Below are 17,375 nucleotides of genomic sequence, written 5' to 3' on the forward strand. Positions count from 1 at the left end.
CGAACTCTATATCTGATATAGATTTCGAACGCAATCTAAAAAAGTTGGAGATTTGCAATGCGCGTGAGTCGCGTCCAGGCCGCGGAAAACCGCGAAACTGTAATCAATGTCGCAAGTCGCCTTTTTCGGGAGTGCGGCTTTGACGGCATCGGCCTCAAGGATCTGATGAAGGGTGCCGGGCTGACCCAAGGCGCCTTTTACAAGCAGTTCGCGTCAAAGGAGGACTTGGCGGCTCAGGCGTCCAAGCGGGCGTTGGAGAGCGCCACTCTCCGATGGTCGGCCGCGACCGCGGCGAAACCCAAGGATCCACTCGGCGCAGTGGTTGCGTTCTACCTCAGCGCCGACCATCGCGATGAAAAGATGGACGGCTGCCCGATCGTGGCGCTCGGCTCAGATGCCGCCAGACAGGGCAGCGACGTGAAAGCGTCATTCGAAACCGGGATCAAAGACCATCTCGAAATCCTCAGCCGAATGATTGCCGAAACCAGCGGCGAGAAGCCCAAGGGCAAAGCGATGGCCATTCTCTCGACGATGGTCGGTGCGCTGATGCTATCGCGCGTCGTCAACGACCCCGATCTGGCTCAGGCCCTTCTGAAGGCGGCGGCCAAACAGGTTCGCGAAACCGCGGCCGCTTGAGAGCTAGTTAATCCTGTAAATTCATGGAGGACACGAAATGCGCAAATCCGGGATCCACACCTTTCCAGCAATCGATCGTGTCGTTTATGGCAAAGCTGCGGCGGACGCTTTGAACGACGAGGCGGTGCGACTGGATGCCAAGCGCATCTTCCTCATCGTCAGTCGAACCTTGAACACCAAGACCGATGAGATCGAGAAGATTCGTCGTGCTCTTGGCGACAAACATGTGGCGACCTTTGATGGAATTGCGCAGCATACGACGCGCAAGCAAGCTGCCGAGGTGGCCCGTCAAGCTAATGACGCAGAAGCTGATCTAATCGTGGCTGTCGGGGGAGGTTCTGCTATCGATCTCGCCAAGATAGTCATCATGGCGATGGAACATGATATCCGCGATGAAGCGGGTTTCGATCCATTTCCCATGGGCCCGGGCGTAAACATCTCTCCGTTCCTTTCGCCCACAGTCCGACAGATCGCAATACCGTCCACGCTGAATGGCGGCGAATACAATGCAGCAGCACTCGTCACGGACGAGCGCCATAAGTTGAAGCAGATATTCTTCCATCCCCAAATGATGCCACTGGCGATTATCCTCGACCCTGCCCTCACCCTTCAAACGCCATCGAACCTTTGGATGGGATCGGGAACACGCTCGATGGATCACGGTATCGAAGCGTTATGCTCACCTGCCGGCACCCCGTTAGCTGACGAAGTCGTCTTGGCGGGCATCCGCATTCTGCGTGAGGGAATGCTCCAGACTTTGCAGCAACCTGATGACCTGGAGGCTCGTCGACTATCTCAATATGGCTCATGGCTCGCGGCTTACGGCCTACAGGCACGCGTCCCTATGGGAGCAAGCCACGGCATTGGCCATGTGCTTGGAGGCACCTTCGACGTTCCCCACTACTATTGCACACCTGTCATCATGCCGAGCCTTCTCCGCTACAACAAACCATTTACCGAGGATGCGCAGAAGCGGTTGGCGACCGCTCTTGGCGCCCCGGGTGGGGACGCCGCAGACGCATTTGCAGGATTCACAAAAGCACTTGGACTACCTGGCCGCCTCGCTGACGTCGGCATCGGTGAAGACAAATTCGATCAGATCAGCAAGATCGCAATCAATCATCGCTTCATACAGGCCAATCCGCGGCCTTTCAGAAACGAAGCCGAGATCATCGATCTGCTGCGAATGGCCGCTTAGCTGCCATCAGCGACGATGGGCCAAGATTGGAAGGTAACTGATTATGCGTCGTGTCGTCGTTACGGGGTTGGGACTGGTATCACCGCTGGGTTGCGGCAGTGAGTTGGGTTGGTCCCGCCTGCTTGCGGGCCGCTCAGGGCTGGCTACCCTTCCCGAATGGGCGGCTACCCTTCCCGCGCGGGTCGCTGGAATCGTGCCGATAAAAGCCGACGATCCGGGTGGCGGCTTCGATCCGGATCTGGTCGTTGCTCCCAAGGATCAGCGGAGGATGGATCGCTTCATCCTGTTCGCACTGGTCGCCACGGCCGAGGCCATTGCACAAGCGGCATGGACGCCTTCCGACGCACACTCGCTCGAGCGCACGGCGACCATCATCGCGTCGGGTATCGGAGGCTTTCCGGCAATCGTCGAGGCAGTTCGCACCACCGATCAGCGCGGGATCAAGCGTCTCTCGCCCTTCACCGTGCCGTCCTTTCTCGCAAACCTCGCGGCCGGTCATATTTCCATCCGCTACGGCTTCAAGGGTCCCATCGGTACGCCCGTTACTGCTTGCGCCGCGAGCGTGCAGGCGATCGGCGATGCCGCACGCCTCATTCGAACCGGCGAAGCGGACATCGCGATTTGCGGCGGATCGGAGGCCTGCATCGATCTCGTAAGCCTCGGTGGCTTCGCCGCTGCCCGCGCCCTTTCGACCGGCTTCAACGAAACCCCAGCGTGTGCGTCCCGGCCCTTCGACCGCGACCGCGACGGCTTCGTCATGGGTGAAGGTGCCGGTATCCTCGTCATCGAAGAGCTGGAACACGCACTCCGCCGCGGAGCCCAACCGATCGCCGAAATCGTCGGCTATGGCACGACTGCGGATGCCTACCACATCACGTCAGGGCCCGAGGACGGCGACGGCGCGCGACGTGCGATGGCAGGCGCCTTGCGGCAGGCCGGCCTCGAGCCCGGTGATATCCAGCATCTCAACGCCCATTCCACTTCGACGCCGGTTGGCGACGCTTCCGAACTTGAAGCGATCAAAGCCGTGTTCGGCCGCGACGGTAAAATTGCCGTGAGCGCTACCAAATCGGCGACTGGTCATCTGCTCGGCGCAGCCGGGGGAGCGGAAGCGATCTTCACGATCCTCGCGTTACGCGACCAGGTCGCGCCGCCCACTCTCAATCTCGAAAACGGTGACGCGGCCGCGGAAGGCGTCGACCTCGTCGCCCATGAGGCCAGGCGCATGACGATAGAGCATGCGATTTCGAATGGATTCGGCTTCGGAGGCGTCAACGCCAGCGTCATCTTTCGACGTTGGCAATGAAAGAGAACCGATAGCTCCGAACCCGATGCCGCATAACACGTCCAGGCTGGTTGTCGTGCAAAATCGGCCCGGGATAGCGGGGGAAGTACTCGTGTTCCAGCGGCGCGCTCCGAAATGGCCACTCTTATCGCGCAAATGTCCGATTTGCTCGCGCCAATCAGTGGGCGACGACGACCAACTTCGCCGTCAGGCCCGATAACGCGCGGCGGGCTTGGAGTTGCCGAAGCCTGCCGCCAAAACGCCGCGCGCCTTCTCAAAGGCGTCCCACGCCGCCACATCGGGCACCGGCGGAATTGTCACCAATTCCTTGCGATCGAAGCCGACCAGGGCCGCATCCACGAGATCTTCAACCTCCATGACATTGGGCACCTTGCTGGCGTCGCCACCAGCTCGTTCGTAAATCTCGGTGCGCGTGGCCGCAGGCAGCACGGCCTGCACATAGACGCCCTTCGACGCGACTTCGGCGGCAAGGCCTTGCGACAGCGTCATCAGGTATGACTTGGTCGCCGGGTAGATGCCCCGGGAGTATTCGGGGAGCAGAGCCAGCACCGACGCGATGTTGATGATCGCGCCCTTGCCGCGTTCAACCATGCCGCCGACGACGGCGGACGCGAGCAACGTCGGCGCGACCACGTTCAGCCGTAGCAGATCGTCCATCCTGACTGGATCGGCGGTCGCGAAATCACCGATCAACGCCGCGCCTGCATTGTTGACGAGGATGTCGATGGGCGGGTCGGAGCGGAGGCGCCGGAGAACCGGTTCGAGTTGGGAGCCGTCGATCAGGTCGGCCGTGATGACTTCGACCGCAACGCCATGCGCATTGCGCAGTTCGGTGGCGAGGGCGTTGAGCCTGTCGGTCGCGCGAGCGACGAGCACGAGATCGTGGCCGCGTGCGGCCAGGCGGCGTGCGTAAACTACGCCGATGCCGCTCGAAGCGCCGGTAACGAGTGCGATGGTCATGGATGTTGTCCTGAATGAATTTCGAGCATCGGGATGCCCTGCCGGGGATCGGTGGTGACAAATCGTCGGAGCGGCACGGTTAGCCGCGCGCCTTCAGATGAAGCATCGGGTGATGCTCATAGTGACCGGCGCCGTTCTTCACGATGGGGTCTTCCGAGGTGATCGCCTTGATGTCTTGGTCATCGGCGATCTGATAGAGCGACACGCCGTAACCGCCACTCGGGTCCATGACAGGGCCATGCGCGACGATCTGTCCCTTTTCGAGCAGGTCATCCAGGAACGCGCCGTGCTGCTTCATCCATGCTTTCTCGTCGGCGGTCATGGTCGCGAGAAAATCAGCGCGCGGCGGAATGTACTTGCACAAATAGTACTTCATGGGTCGCTCCTCGGTGAAAGAGACATGTCTGCTTGCTTGGAGATCTCTCGATTTCAGGGATCAATCAGCCACGCCCATCTGCTTGCGAAAACTCTTCTCGAAAGTCTTTTCGGGAACAAAGCGCCGCATCAGGCGGAGACGGCCCGCCACTTTTCCGGGCGTGTACCGAATGCTCGGCTGTTTTTCGGTGGCAGCCTGCACTACCTTGTCCGCCACGGCTTCCACGGGATCGCCGGCCGCGATGCCGTTGCGCCAGGTCGCGTTCATGGCCGTGCGTCCTTTGTCGTAGACGTTTATGATCCGATCGGGCTTGTCGCCGTTCTCTTCCAGCGCGGTGCGGGTGAAGACTGGCTCGACCAGCGAGACACGAATGCCGAATGTTCGCAGTTCGTGATCGAGCGATTCGGAATAGCCTTCGACGGCGTGCTTGGTGGCGTTGTAGAGCGCTGTATATGGTCCAGGCAGGAAGCCGGCCACGGAACTGATGTTGATGATCCGGCCCCGGCCCTGCTTGCGCATGATGGGCAGCACTTCAGTGGTGGTGCGAAGGATGCCGAAGACGTTGATGTCGAACAGGCTCTGGGCTTGATCGAGAGATGATTCCTCGGCGGCGCCGATCAAGCTACGGCCGGCATTGTTCACGAGCACGTCGATCCGGCCTGCAAGCCCAACGACATCCTTGATCAGTTGCTTGACCGACTGATCATCGGTGACATCGCAGCGGAGCATATGAATGCCCTGCCGCACCTCGTCGGGCGCGGCCTGACGACTGGTGCCGAACACCCGATATCCCGCGCGGATCAGGGCAAGTCCGGCCGCAAGCCCGATGCCCCCGGAAGCGCCCGTGATCAGAGCGACCTTTTCTTCCGCTGTGCGCGATTGTGCCTGTGCCATCTCGAATTCCCTTGTCAGCGCCGCCAATGATTATGTTCGTAATCATCGCTTATTTATGATTATGTATGTAATCATTGTCAAGGGCCTCTTGGACGACAGTTCGGGCCCCGCTGAAAGAGGTCATGCCGGCGTTATGCCTCGGCCGTCGCCATCGGAAGGAAAGGGCTCGTGAAAGTCAGCAAGGAAGCGGTCGAGCAGAATCGCGAGCGGGTGATCGCGACCGCCGCAAGGCTGTTCCGGGAACGTGGGATCGACGGTATCGGGCTTGTCGACTTGACGAGGGCTGCCGGGCTCACTCCCGGAGGCTTCTACCGGCAGTTCAAGTCAAAGGACGACCTCATCGTTCAGGCGGTCAAGCGGGCCTACGAGGATATGAGCGAGGATATCGCGGGCCGTATCGCAGCGAGCGATGATCCGCTGGAGACCCTCGTGCGTCATTACGTGTCGGACTACCACCGCGATGATCCGGGGCAAGGGTGCGGCCTTGCAGCAATGGCTGCCGACGCGGCACGTCACGACGATCCGGCGCTGCGGGAGTGCTTCGGCAGCATCGTCAGCAACTATATCGGGCTTCTAACCAAGCTCGTGCCAGGAAGCAGTGCAAAAGCGAAGCGGAGCGCGGCGATAGCGGCGCTCGCCGAGATGATCGGATCGATTGTCCTCTCCCGCGTGGTGCCAGATCCCGCACTATCGGATGAGATCATCGACACGGTCTCGAATGATCTGGTGAAACGCCATGCGAAATCTGCTCGAACTGTTTGATGAGCCGATCGGCGCCGCCTCCGACCCGCCGACGCACCTTCTGGGCCATCCGTTGAAATTGCGCTCGCTTGGATATCCACCGCCCCCTTTGAAATCACTTCCCCTCTGCGCTTGGCCCTGGGAACCGTTGCGAAGCAACTAATTAGACTAGTAGATTAGGCCAGGCCTCGTTGCGAGCGGCCGCTTTGCGCCATGAGCGGCCAGTCGCAAATCGAATAATAACGATGTCTGCTTTTCACTCAGAAGCGGCCATCGCCCGCCAGATTAGCCATGTCCGAAAAGTGCCAAACTCAGGGCGTCCGAAAAGCGGCAGCCGAAGAGCGCGGGATAGCGATCGATCAAATCGTAAAAGTGATGGTATCAGCAGCTTGCATCCGTGTGGATGCGGGAAATATCAAGCGAAAGCAGCGAACCATCGACATTCCTTGGTCACCTAAGCCAAAAGGCGTTGCCACCATCACGCGCGCGCCGGGCCATACCGACGAAAAACTTGTGAAGTCCGTCGCCCGGGCTCACGCGTGGCTGGCAGACCTAACCGCGGGTCGGTACGCCTGCGTTGAAGACCTTGCTGCGGCGGCCAACATCAGTCCAAAAGTGGTTCGGCAAGGCCTGCGATTAGCGTTCCTGCCGCCAGAATTGACCATGAGCGTCCTGAATGGCGAGGCCACAATGGCTCTAAAGGACATTCCCAAAACGCTGCCGTTACCTTGGGCCGTACAGCGGGAGGTGATCGGCTGAATTCGTCGATCGAATGCTATGGAAACGGTTCTAGCCAACTACTCGTCCAGCAACTCAAGGAAGTCGCTTATTCGTTCGAACGGCTTCGCATTGCGATTGCCGATATAGATCACGCGATCGCCATCGCGCTCCAGTGACTTCGCTCTCGACTTGCGAAGCCGACCAGGGAGGAAGGTCGCCGCAACAGCCTCGGGGCCGACGTCGAGCCTCATAATGCCGCGCCGCTTGCAATCTAGCCTGAGCCTCGCCGCAGCGAAAAACTCGCGCGCGGCCGGCGGCAGCCTGCCGAAACGACGTGCGGTTTCGTCCTCCAAATCGTCGAGATCATCCTCGGTGCGGCATCTGGCAATACGGCCGTAGATTTCCAGGCGAACAGCGTCCGACTGTACGTAGCCCGTGGGCAGCATATCGGCGATCGGCAGGTTCAGATCAGGCACCCACAGTTCGGCGCCACCGTCGGCGCCCTTCTCCGACGCCCGCTTGAGAAGATGGCTATAGAGCATTGGCCCGAATACCTGCAGATGGCCAGACTGCTGTTCGGAGAAGAGGTCTCCGGCGCCCCGCAGATCCAGATCACGCTCGCTAATGGCAAAGCCGGCGCCGGGCTTGCTGAACTGCTCCAGCACGGCCAAACGCTTCTCGGATTGTTCGGAGTTCGACTCGTTTAACAAATACGCGAAAGCACGCGTGCCGCCCCGTCCGACGCGGCCTCTTAGCTGATGAAGCTGCGACAGACCAAACTTCTCCGGCCAGCAGATGACGATGGTGTTCGCCCGGGGGATGTCGAGGCCGCTCTCCACGATATTGGTCGCGAGGAGCACGTCCGCTTCACCGTCGACGAAGCTCATCATTCGATCGTCAATATCCTCGGCAGGCAACCGGCCATGGAGACATACGATGCGAAGGTCTGGAGCCGTCAACTTCACCCTTGCCAGCATCGGCTCCAGATCCTGGATACGGGGGCAAATCAGAAAACTCTGCCCGTGGCGTCTCTGCTCACGAAGCAAAGCCGCGGCGATCGCGGCGTCCGACAGCGGAGCAACCCTGGTGACGATAGGCAGCCGGTGAACCGGCGGCGTCGCAATAATGCTCAGGTCCCGGAATCCTGCAAGACCCGCCGCCAGCGTGCGCGGTATCGGCGTGGCGCTCATCCAAAGGGCATGAACGCCCTTCGCAAGGCCTGAAAGTTTCGCCTTCTCCGCCGCACCAAAATGCTGCTCCTCGTCGATGATGACGAGGCCGAGGTCGGCAAATTTCACGTCGGTCGAGGCGAGAGCCTGTGTGCCGACAACGACTTTCAGTTTGCCGCGGCGGAGTTTTTCTTTCGTATCTCGTATCTCCGCTGCCGTTGCTGCCCGCGACAAATTCGCCACTTCGATTCCGAGCGGACCGAACCGCTTGCGAAACGTCTCGACATGCTGTCTGGCGAGGACGGTGGTCGGAACCGCAACAGCGACCTGTTTTCCTGACAGCGCGACAGCCGCCGCCGCCCGCAAGGCGACCTCAGTTTTGCCGAAGCCGACATCACCACAGACCACCCGGTCCATCGGGTGACCAGCCGCCAGATCGTCCAGCACGTCCCGGATCGCCTTGGCCTGATCAGGTGTCGTGAACCAGGGAAAGCGCGCGACGAATCTTTCATAGGCCGCCCCTGGAGCGACCAGCTTGGGAGCACGCCGGCGCCGTCGTTGGGCGATATGTTTCGCAAGCTGTTTGGCCGCTGCTTCGATTTCCTGCTCGGCCTCGCCACGTCTGTTCCACCACGAGCTGCCATCGGCCTTGTCTAACGTGAGCTTACCGGGCTCTACGGCGTACGGCCAGATCAAGGCGAGATCGGCAGGCGGAACAAGTGCAGCATCGTCGCCGGCGAATTCGAGCCTGATCATCTCGCGCTTTGTACCGTTGCCCATGTCGATGGTCTGCAAACGATCAAGTAAAGCCAAGCCACGCTGGAGATGAACGACGGCCGCGCCGCGCTCGGGAATATCCGGGTGATTGAAGGCGGCTGTCCAGGCTTTGGCCATCGGTTGCGGATGATGGGCACGGCTACCGAGCACGTCAGACGCGGTCACAACCAAGGTCTGCTTTTTCCCGGGAGCGAAAAAACCCGCGTCGAAGTCGGCCAACAGCGCGCCCTCGCGTCTTCTGGCCTCCGCCGCCTCGTCCCAATTGGCGAAACGGTCCGCCCTGACCCCACTCATGCGCTCCATCGCGCGCAGATCGTCTTCGACCGCGGCGACGAAGAGCAAACGAGATCCGGCGCGTTCCGCATTGGCCACGAACGCGCGAAGAGCTTTCCTCGGCGCCGCGACTTTCGAGAAGTCGGGCGTGGCCACAAACGCCTTTTTAGCAGGAAGCACACTCATGCGCTTCTTCAGCTTCTTCCAATCCCCTCGCCCCAGATACTCGCGTTCCGAATCCCTGCGGCCAGCTGCCTCCTCGATCGTACTCAGCCAGCTGTCAGCGTGAACAGGTACTTTTGCATCAACGATCCATCGTGCCCGATCGCAATAGTCCGGGAAGGTAGCCCGCAGCGCCCGGCTACCGCCCAGCGCGAGGCGTTCCGACATCGGATCGATAATCAGTTCCTTGAAATCGGATATGACGTCATGCTCATTCGGATCGACGGCAACAATTCTGCGAATCGCACCGCCGGAATGCTCGATCCGGTACGGCCCGAGAGCACCGGCCGGGAAGATCTCGAATGTCGCGCCGTGAAACAGCACGGTGCCCGGATATTCTGCCTCTTCGTCGAGATCGTAGCCCAATTGTTCCATGCGGTCCTTGAGGTCCCGCTCGGCATACGACGCTTGCACTTTCAGGCTCAGGCTGATGCGCGACCAACTCGCCGGCAAAGGCAGCCGCTCCATGATTGCCTCTGCCGTCGAGACCAGCAGAATCGGCTTCTTTCTTCTGGCAAGACGGCGCAAGACCGAACACCGCCTGCCAGCGATCTCGCGCGATGGCTCCAGCCCATCGAAGGGCAACGTATTCAATCTGGGGAATACGAGAACATCGAGCGATGGATCGAGTGCATGGACGATGCCGCCGAGCCGCTCGGCCCTGTTCTCGTCTTCAGCGAGAAACACCAACCCATCACGACCGGACTTTTTCCACTGCTCGCGAAGATGGAGCGCCAACATGCCGAGGGGCGAGGACGTCGAGATGGCGGAACCCGCGGATTGTCCGCCTGTCCTGGCCGCGCTTTTCCTGGTCACGCCGCGGGAGCTGACCTTCCTGCTTTTCTTCACGAAACTTCCATCGTCATTCGACAACTCAGGTGCCGCAAATCGCCGGCAAATACAAGTTATCCACTTTGTACGCTTCCCTGGACGGCGGCGCTCGACCCGGTGCTAACCGCTCTTCAATGTGAGATTCGAGTCGTAATATGACCGTTGACATCGAGATCGGTCGGACCGCAACGAGTCCTACCCTACCAGCGCGGCCTCACAGTCAGATTCTCTGAAAGACCGCCTGACGCCGACTTGCCAACGACATACCATTCGTCCATCGAATGTTATGGAACAATCTGACCGACTGATAAGCTTTGTGTAATTTGCTTCAGTCGGCAAGGCATGCCCTTTGGTTCATTTGGCCGGTTTGTATCGAGGATACGGCGCAGGTCGGACTTCAGACCCAGCGATCCTTTCGCGCGCCCTCTAGGATTTCCTCTTTGCCCAGGTTGAAACGGATTCCCTACAGGCAGACCGTCCGCTCTTCTTGCTGCAGATCCTCCGCTGTTCCGTGCCATCTCAACCAGGAGTATAATTCACCTTTTCAGGGTTGAGAATCATGCGGCCTATGTTTGATGTCGAGAACCTACCCAAGGATACGCCTGTAGAATGGGCGGACGCCGTCAATCGCGGTGTCGCAAAGCTTACGGCGCGCAAGGTCGACATCATTCCCTACGATGAGCCGACGCACCTCCGTTACTGTTGCCGATGGGTGACCATCTTTCTGCAGGCACACATCCGAAGGGGCTTATCACTGCTCGAAAGTGGTAACCGCGAAATCAAGAACGGGCGACCTCTCGTGGCCGCCCTGTGTTCTCGCGCTCTCCTAGAGGACGCCGCGGTCATCTGGGATTTTAACCGAACGGTGTTCCCGCTACTGGAGGCTCGCGATGTCGATAAAATCGATGCGCTTGTCTTCCCGAAAGTGTTTGCCTCGCGACGGCCGAAGGATATCGAACTCTTTGGCGCAGAAATTAAGGCCCGCAATATCCTCACAGCCATCGACAAGATGACCGTGGAGCATCCCAACATCCGTGCTGTTTACGATCAGCTATCCGAAGTCTGCCACCCAAATTCGCTTGGGGTCTTCTCTCATTTCGCCGATACATTCGACGATAAGCGTGCTGTGTTCGACGATGGCCAGGACATGTCTGATGCGGCGCAGTTTCACCTCATTTTCTGCGGGCTGATGTTCGTGGCCGAAGATGCAATTATCGGCAGGATCGAAACCGCCATTGATGCGAATTTCACGTGACCACTATGTCATATCTTCGACAAATCAAACGTAAGCTTCTGTTGAGACTGCTTAAGCTCGAAGAATCGAAGTTCAACGCTTACATCAGGACCTTCCGGTTCATTCGAACGAAGATGCTGGATGGGGCGGAGCCTGCTGAGAAGGCCAGTTTTGAGACCGAGGATCTAGAAGCGACGAAAAACACCGCCGCAATCCATGAGATGAGCCTCTTTACAGAGGTCGGGAAGGCTCTTTCGGCTTGGGCTTCGCTCGAAGAGATTATGGTCTGCATCGCATCCAAGCTGATGTGCAATTCGATCCAAAAGGCCGGCGTGGTGATGTACTCGATCATCAATTTCGGTACTTGGCTGAGCATCATCTCCGAGCTGCTTACTCACGAGGAGCTATACACTCACTTGAAGCCTAGGTTTGATAAACTCACAAACAGGCTACGGGCCCTCAAGGAAATTCGGGACCGGCTCGCACATCACAGCGCGTTCAAGTCAGACATCCCCGCTGCAGCATTCAAGGTCCCGTCCTTAGCGCCGAGTCCCTACGACGTGCGCGCTAAATCGCTGAAATATCAGCCGCTGACCTTGCTCGAAATACAGGACTTTGGAAGATCCGTCGTAGATATGGCGAAAGATTTGGCGGCACTGGTGCACGAGATGGAAGCCATACACTCTGCTCACATCGACTATCTGGATGCCCAAATCGATAAGTTCGCTGGGCCAGGGGCGTTCTCTAAGGCTATTGCAGCAAAGAAAGAAGGGACATAAAGGCCGAAGAGCCGCTTGGTCCCCTTACAACTGGTCCGCTATGGCGAAGAAACGAGATGAAGAAGGCGTCCGCAGCTGCGTTCATCACGCGGCAGTCCCGGCGAAAGGTTTCCCTTGCAGTCGGGGCCAGGTCGTGACCGAGGCCCACACTGCCGCCGCCAGGATAACTCTTCGTTAGTCGAACCTGGCCAAGCATGAGCGCCGGGTCCGGCGCGGCGAAATCTAATCGCACCTGTCGCCCTCGTGCAGAATCCCGCCGACAAATCCCCATTTCCGCGTAGTGGGGGGCAGGCAAACTTGCCCAATCAGAGTGCCGTGGTTGGGCGGCAGTCCTGATCGAACCCGTCTCCGCCGAAAGTCTCCCCAAAACGGGAATATTCGCGGAAATGGAAGGAGACTTTTGGCGATTTCCGCCTCTTGTCCGACAAAGCGGGAGTCAGAGATGAAAGCGAATGCGCGAACAGCCGGGATTTCCGGCCCATTCTGACGTCTCTTGGGGAGCCTGGCCGAACGCACGACTGGCTGGCTGGGGCGGGAGGGATCGAACCTCCGAATGGCGGAATCAAAATCCGCTGCCTTACCGCTTGGCTACGCCCCAACAGGCAGGGAACACGGCAGGAAACCTGCTGCGGACTCCCTCCGGCAACGTGGGTCTATAGGGAGAGGTGAGCCATTTCAACCGGCTAGAGCATGATCCGAAAGGGCATCCCCCGCACCGGATGCCGGGTGGGCACCCGTTTTCCGGAAAGATCACGCTCAAACAAAAGGATAGGCTTCGAATTCGGGCCTAAATCGGCTCCGGAAACACGACCCTTTATAATGGGCCTGACGGTTCGTCTGATGTGGACGCCCCGGGGGCTCGCGATGGCCTCAAACCGCCCGCCTCGCCAGACCGGCCCTCCCGCCTATCGGAGAGTTGAGAGAAGGCCGGTTTCGTGGGAAGACGGCCCCCCGCTTTCCCGACTGAGGCGAGTAACATGACCTACCGCGCGCCGATCAACGACATCCTGCTTGCCCTCAACCATGGCGCCGGCCTCAAGGCCGCCGTAGAGGCCGGCCATTATGGCGACTTCGACGGCGATATTACCGCGGCCGTACTGGAGGAAGCCGGCAAATTCGCTTCCGACGTGCTGGCGCCGTTGAACACCGTGGGCGACGAACACGGCATCAAGCTCGCCGACAACAAGGTGACCACCGCGCCCGGCTGGCCCGACGCCTATCAGCGCTGGACGGCGGCGGGATGGAACGCGGTGTCGGGCCCGGAAGCGTTCGGCGGCCAGGGCCTGCCGCTCGCGATCAACGCCGCCTGCACCGAAATCTGGAGCGCGTCGAACATCGCGTTCGGCCTCTGCCCATTGCTGACGCTGTCGGCGATCGAGGCGCTCGACGCCCATGGCAGCGAGGAGCTGAAAAAGATCTACCTGGAAAAACTGGTGTCGGGTGAATGGACCGGCACCATGCAGCTAACCGAACCCCAAGCGGGCTCCGACGTCGGCGCGCTGCGCACCCGCGCCGAGCGCGCCCCGGACGGCAGCTATCGCATCAAGGGCACGAAGATCTTCATCACCTATGGCGACCACGACATGACCGATAACATCGTTCATTTCGTGCTGGCCCGTTTGCCCGATGCGCCCGCGGGCACCAAGGGCATTTCCCTGTTCCTGATTCCAAAATTCCTCGTCAATGCCGACGGCTCGCTCGGCGCGCAGAACGACATCTATCCGAGCGGCGTCGAGCACAAGCTCGGCATGCATGCTTCGCCAACCTGCACCATGACGATGGGCGACAAGGGCGGCGCGATCGGCTATTTGATCGGCGAAGAAAACCGCGGCATGCTCTGCATGTTTACGATGATGAACCAGGCCCGCCTCGGCGTCGGCCTCGAGGGCGTCGGCATCGCCGACCGCGCCTATCAGCAGGCGCTGGCCTATGCGCAGGAGCGCCGCCAGGGCCGCGCCGTCGACTCCAAGGGCGACGGGATGGACACGATCATCGTGCATCCCGACGTCAAGCGCATGCTGCTGCAGATGCGCGCAATGACGGCGGCCGCCCGCACCATCTGCTACGCCACCGCGGTCGCACTCGATGTCTCAGTGCGCGCCAAGGACGCCAAGGTGCGCAGCGACGCCGCCGCCCGCGGCGCGCTGCTGACGCCGATTGCAAAAGCCTTCTCCACCGATATCGGCAATGAGGTGGCCTATCTCGGCGTGCAGGTTCATGGCGGCATGGGCTTCATCGAGGAGACCGGCGCCGCCCAGCACTATCGCGACGCCCGCATCACCTCGATCTATGAGGGCACCAACGGCATCCAGTCGATCGACCTCGTGACGCGCAAACTCGCGGCCAATGGCGGCGCCTCGGTCTGGGCCCTGATCGACGAGCTCTCCGGGATCGTCAGGCAGGTCGAGCTATCGAACGATCCGGCCTTCGGCACCACGGGGGCAAAATTGCGCGACGCGCTCGGCTCGCTCGAACGCTCCAGCAAATGGTTGCTGGAGAAGGTTGCCTCCGCGCCGAACGACGCGCTCGCGGGGGCGACGCCCTACTTGCGGCTGTTCGGCTCGACGCTCGGCGGCTGCATGCTGGCCGGCGAGGCGCTCGCCGCCAAGAGCAATGGCGAAGCCGGCGATCCGCAGCGCTACGTCACGCTGGCGAGGTTCTTTGCCGAAAACATTTCGGTGCAGGCCACCTCGCTGGAGAAGACCGTCATCGACAGCGCCGACGCCGTCAACGGCGCAGATGCGGTGTTGCTGGCATAGCACATCCCACCACCCAACCAGGCGCATCAGGCGCCGCAAGAGCTACCAACGCAGGAGCCACTGTCCCGATGTTTGATTTCGATCGCGTTATTAATCGCCGCGGCACGCACGCGTCGAAATGGGACATGATGGCCAAGAATTCGGGGATCACGGCAGCGGACGGAATTCCGATGTGGGTCGCCGACATGGATTTTGCGGCGCCTCCCGGCGTCACGGAAGCACTGTCCACACTCGTTGCCCGCGGCGTCCATGGCTATTATGCCGACACCGGCAGCTGGGCGGCAGCGCTCGCCGAATGGATGGCGCGCCGGCATGATCTCGCGATCGACCCGGCCTGGGTCAGCCCGACGCCCGGTGTCGTCTCGGGCCTCGGTCTGATCCTGCAGGCCGTCACCGAAGTGGGTGATGAGGTCGTGGTGTTTCCACCGGCCTATCATGCCTTCCGCAAGATCATTCTCGCCAATGAGCGACGCATCCTCGACGCGCAGCTGGTCCAGCGCCAGGGCCGCTACGAGATGGACCTCGATGCGCTGGGAAAGCAACTCACGCCGCGAACCAGGATTGTCTTCTTCTGCAGCCCGCACAATCCGGGCGGCACCGTGTGGTCGCCAGAGGAGATCCGGGGGCTCGCTGCCTTCTGTGCCGAACGCAATCTGATTCTGGTTTCCGACGAGATCCATTGCGACCTGCTGCTGGGCGGCGTCAAACACACGCCGACGCTGTCAGCCGCACCCGAGATCGCCGATCGCCTGATCACCTGCCTCGCCGCGACCAAGACCTTCAATTTAGCCGGCGCCCATGTCGGCGCCTGCGTCACGTCGAACCCGGTTTTGAAGGCGCGGATCGACGCGCGGATCGCGGCCAGCGGGCTCGCCTCCTACAACGCCTTCGGCATGATCGCGACCGAGGCGGCCTGGCGAACCGGCGAGGCCTGGCTCGATGCGCTGCTGCCCTATCTTGCCGGCAATCGCGATACGCTCACCGCACGAATAGAAAATGCCGCGCCGGGCGCACGTTCGATGCGGCTCGATGCAACCTATCTCGCTTGGGTCGATTTCTCCGGAACCGGATTGACGGCTGCGGACGTGGCCGCGCGGGTCAAGGACCGGGCACGCATTTTTGCCAGCCCCGGCGAGCAGTTTGGGCCCGGCGGTGAAACCTGGCTGCGCTTCAACTTTGCCACGCCACGTCCGATTCTCAACGAGGCGCTTGATCGGCTGGACGACGCCTTTCGAGACCTCAGAGCTTAGGCTGCGGAAGCCGTCCTAACGCAGCGGCATCGGCGGCCGCGGCACCGACACCAACTCCGGATCGCTCAGCGTTTCAGCGGTGGTTGGCGATTGCGCCTCAAGCTGTCGCGGCACGTAAGGTGCCGAAGTCGCTGACAACGGCGCGGCGGCGGCCGACGGCATGGCTTGCTGCCGGACCGGCCGTGGCGGCACCGGTGGCGGAGCCTGCGTCCGCGCCGGCGCTACCGCGGCGACTGGCCGCGACGGCTTTTTGGATGGCGCGTTTTGCGCGGCAGATTTCTCCGCAACCATCGCCACGAGCTGCTGCTGGCTGGCCTTGAGCTGTTCGATGCTGGCCTTGAGCTGTTCGATCTCCCGGCTTGCGCTGGCCAGATCGCGCGCCATCGTGTCGAGCGATTGCGACTCATCAGGCGCGGCGGCGGCCGGCGGGGCTGCAGCGGCCGGCGCTGTTGTCGCAGCAACCTCCGCTGCAGCCGGCGCAGCAGCAGCTTGCGCTGCGGCTGGCGCCTGGGGCGCCGGTTGAGCCGGTGCAGTATTCGACGCATCGACATCAGCGGCAGCCAGAACCGGCTGCGCGGTGAGCCCGGTTTTTTCCGGCGCCGGCGATGATTTTTGCGCGAACAGCGGCGCCCATTCCGCGATTATCCGTTGAGCCGCCTCGGCATGGTAATGCCAAGCCATGGCGGCGCCGCCGATACAGCCCGCCAGCAGCAACGCCGTGACGGCACGCATCGCGCGCCTCGCCATCGACGACCTCGGCCGGCGGCGGCTCTTGATCAGCGCATCTTCGACGGCGGCGGCGCGAAACGTGATTTCATCGACGGCGGTTGCGCGAAACGTGGCGTCGACCGGCGGCACTGCTACTCCGGCCGGGAAGACCGGTTCGATGTGAGGCTGCGGACCCGAAGGCGCGCGCACGGCATCCGGCGCCAGGCTGGAAAACTCTTCCTCCGCGGGCGCCACTTTGACGTGATCGGGTGCGACCTTGACGGGATCGGGTACGACCCTGGCGGCATCGGCTGCGACCCTGATGGCATCGGGTGCGACCACAAGGATATCGTGCGGATCGTCGGTTGGCTTCGGTTTCTGCATCGATTGCATCGGCGCTCCGTACTCGATCCAATGTCGCCTGCGCCCCAAGTGCCTGTCTTAAGACTTTGCCTAAGACCCTGCCCAAGATTTCCCCAAGAGCGACCGGCGGATTTGCGTGAGATCGACGACTTCCAGCCCCCAGAATTCCCCACACGTCG

General features: G+C 61.0%; 14 protein-coding genes and 1 tRNA gene. 9 read left to right on the plus strand and 6 right to left on the minus strand.

Annotated elements, in window-relative coordinates; genetic code table 11:
* The first annotated feature begins 57 nt into the window (after window positions 1-57).
* The 3 genes from JQ574_RS12885 to fabF are packed head-to-tail and all read left to right on the plus strand — an operon-like array spanning window position 58 to window position 3,140.
* Entirely contained in the window at window positions 58-636 is a 579-nt protein-coding gene (locus JQ574_RS12885) for a TetR/AcrR family transcriptional regulator (protein WP_212209031.1), read from the plus strand.
* Between the two features lie 37 nt (window positions 637-673).
* On the plus strand, window positions 674-1,834 hold the full coding sequence (locus JQ574_RS12890; RefSeq protein ID WP_212209030.1) for an iron-containing alcohol dehydrogenase: 1,161 nt from the start codon (window positions 674-676) through the stop codon (window positions 1,832-1,834).
* A 43-nt stretch (window positions 1,835-1,877) separates the two neighbouring features.
* Window positions 1,878-3,140 (plus strand): beta-ketoacyl-ACP synthase II, encoded by a 1,263-nt coding sequence (fabF, locus tag JQ574_RS12895; RefSeq protein ID WP_212209029.1) that lies wholly within the window; start codon window positions 1,878-1,880, stop codon window positions 3,138-3,140.
* Window positions 3,141-3,326: 186 nt separating this feature from the next.
* On the opposite strand, the gene JQ574_RS12900 is transcribed toward fabF, so the two are convergent.
* The 3 genes from JQ574_RS12900 to JQ574_RS12910 form a co-directional block, all read right to left on the minus strand.
* Window positions 3,327-4,100, minus strand: a complete 774-nt coding sequence (locus JQ574_RS12900) for an SDR family oxidoreductase (protein ID WP_212209028.1) — start codon at window positions 4,098-4,100, stop codon at window positions 3,327-3,329.
* Between the two features lie 79 nt (window positions 4,101-4,179).
* Window positions 4,180-4,476 (minus strand): YciI family protein, encoded by a 297-nt coding sequence (locus tag JQ574_RS12905; protein WP_212209027.1) that lies wholly within the window; start codon window positions 4,474-4,476, stop codon window positions 4,180-4,182.
* A 60-nt stretch (window positions 4,477-4,536) separates the two neighbouring features.
* On the minus strand, window positions 4,537-5,370 hold the full coding sequence (locus JQ574_RS12910; RefSeq protein ID WP_212209125.1) for an oxidoreductase: 834 nt from the start codon (window positions 5,368-5,370) through the stop codon (window positions 4,537-4,539).
* Between the two features lie 168 nt (window positions 5,371-5,538).
* Here JQ574_RS12910 and JQ574_RS12915 point away from each other — a divergent pair, with 168 nt between their 5' ends.
* Both JQ574_RS12915 and JQ574_RS12920 read left to right on the plus strand, forming a co-directional pair.
* Complete coding sequence (locus tag JQ574_RS12915) at window positions 5,539-6,132, plus strand: TetR/AcrR family transcriptional regulator (protein ID WP_212383569.1); 594 nt, start codon at window positions 5,539-5,541, stop codon at window positions 6,130-6,132.
* A 270-nt stretch (window positions 6,133-6,402) separates the two neighbouring features.
* Window positions 6,403-6,870 carry a hypothetical protein gene (locus JQ574_RS12920; RefSeq protein WP_212209025.1) on the plus strand — a complete coding sequence of 156 codons (468 nt, stop codon included), beginning with the start codon at window positions 6,403-6,405 and terminating at the stop codon, window positions 6,868-6,870.
* Between the two features lie 38 nt (window positions 6,871-6,908).
* Here the strand turns inward: JQ574_RS12920 and JQ574_RS12925 are convergent, their stop codons facing one another.
* Window positions 6,909-10,013 carry a helicase-related protein gene (locus JQ574_RS12925; RefSeq protein WP_212209124.1) on the minus strand — a complete coding sequence of 1,035 codons (3,105 nt, stop codon included), beginning with the start codon at window positions 10,011-10,013 and terminating at the stop codon, window positions 6,909-6,911.
* 658 nt (window positions 10,014-10,671) lie between these two features.
* Between JQ574_RS12925 and JQ574_RS12930 the strand changes: the two genes are divergently transcribed.
* A complete protein-coding gene (locus JQ574_RS12930) occupies window positions 10,672-11,358 on the plus strand; it encodes a hypothetical protein (protein WP_212209024.1) in 687 nt (228 codons plus the stop codon).
* 41 nt (window positions 11,359-11,399) lie between these two features.
* Window positions 11,400-12,116, plus strand: coding sequence for a hypothetical protein (locus JQ574_RS12935; RefSeq protein WP_212209023.1), 717 nt, complete (start codon window positions 11,400-11,402; stop codon window positions 12,114-12,116).
* 523 nt (window positions 12,117-12,639) lie between these two features.
* On the opposite strand, the gene JQ574_RS12940 is transcribed toward JQ574_RS12935, so the two are convergent.
* Window positions 12,640-12,714: transfer RNA gene (locus tag JQ574_RS12940), tRNA-Gln, on the minus strand.
* 379 nt (window positions 12,715-13,093) lie between these two features.
* On the opposite strand from JQ574_RS12940, the gene JQ574_RS12945 reads away from it, so the two are divergent.
* Both JQ574_RS12945 and JQ574_RS12950 read left to right on the plus strand, forming a co-directional pair.
* Window positions 13,094-14,875, plus strand: a complete 1,782-nt coding sequence (locus tag JQ574_RS12945; RefSeq protein WP_212209022.1) for an acyl-CoA dehydrogenase — start codon at window positions 13,094-13,096, stop codon at window positions 14,873-14,875.
* Window positions 14,876-14,943: 68 nt separating this feature from the next.
* A complete protein-coding gene (locus tag JQ574_RS12950; RefSeq protein ID WP_212209021.1) occupies window positions 14,944-16,125 on the plus strand; it encodes a MalY/PatB family protein in 1,182 nt (393 codons plus the stop codon).
* Between the two features lie 15 nt (window positions 16,126-16,140).
* On the opposite strand, the gene JQ574_RS12955 is transcribed toward JQ574_RS12950, so the two are convergent.
* Window positions 16,141-17,226, minus strand: a complete 1,086-nt coding sequence (locus JQ574_RS12955) for a hypothetical protein (protein ID WP_212209020.1) — start codon at window positions 17,224-17,226, stop codon at window positions 16,141-16,143.
* Between the last annotated feature and the right edge of the window lie 149 nt (window positions 17,227-17,375).

It is taken from the genome of Bradyrhizobium sp. AUGA SZCCT0158 (genome assembly GCF_018130065.1).
GTDB lineage: Bacteria > Pseudomonadota > Alphaproteobacteria > Rhizobiales > Xanthobacteraceae > Bradyrhizobium.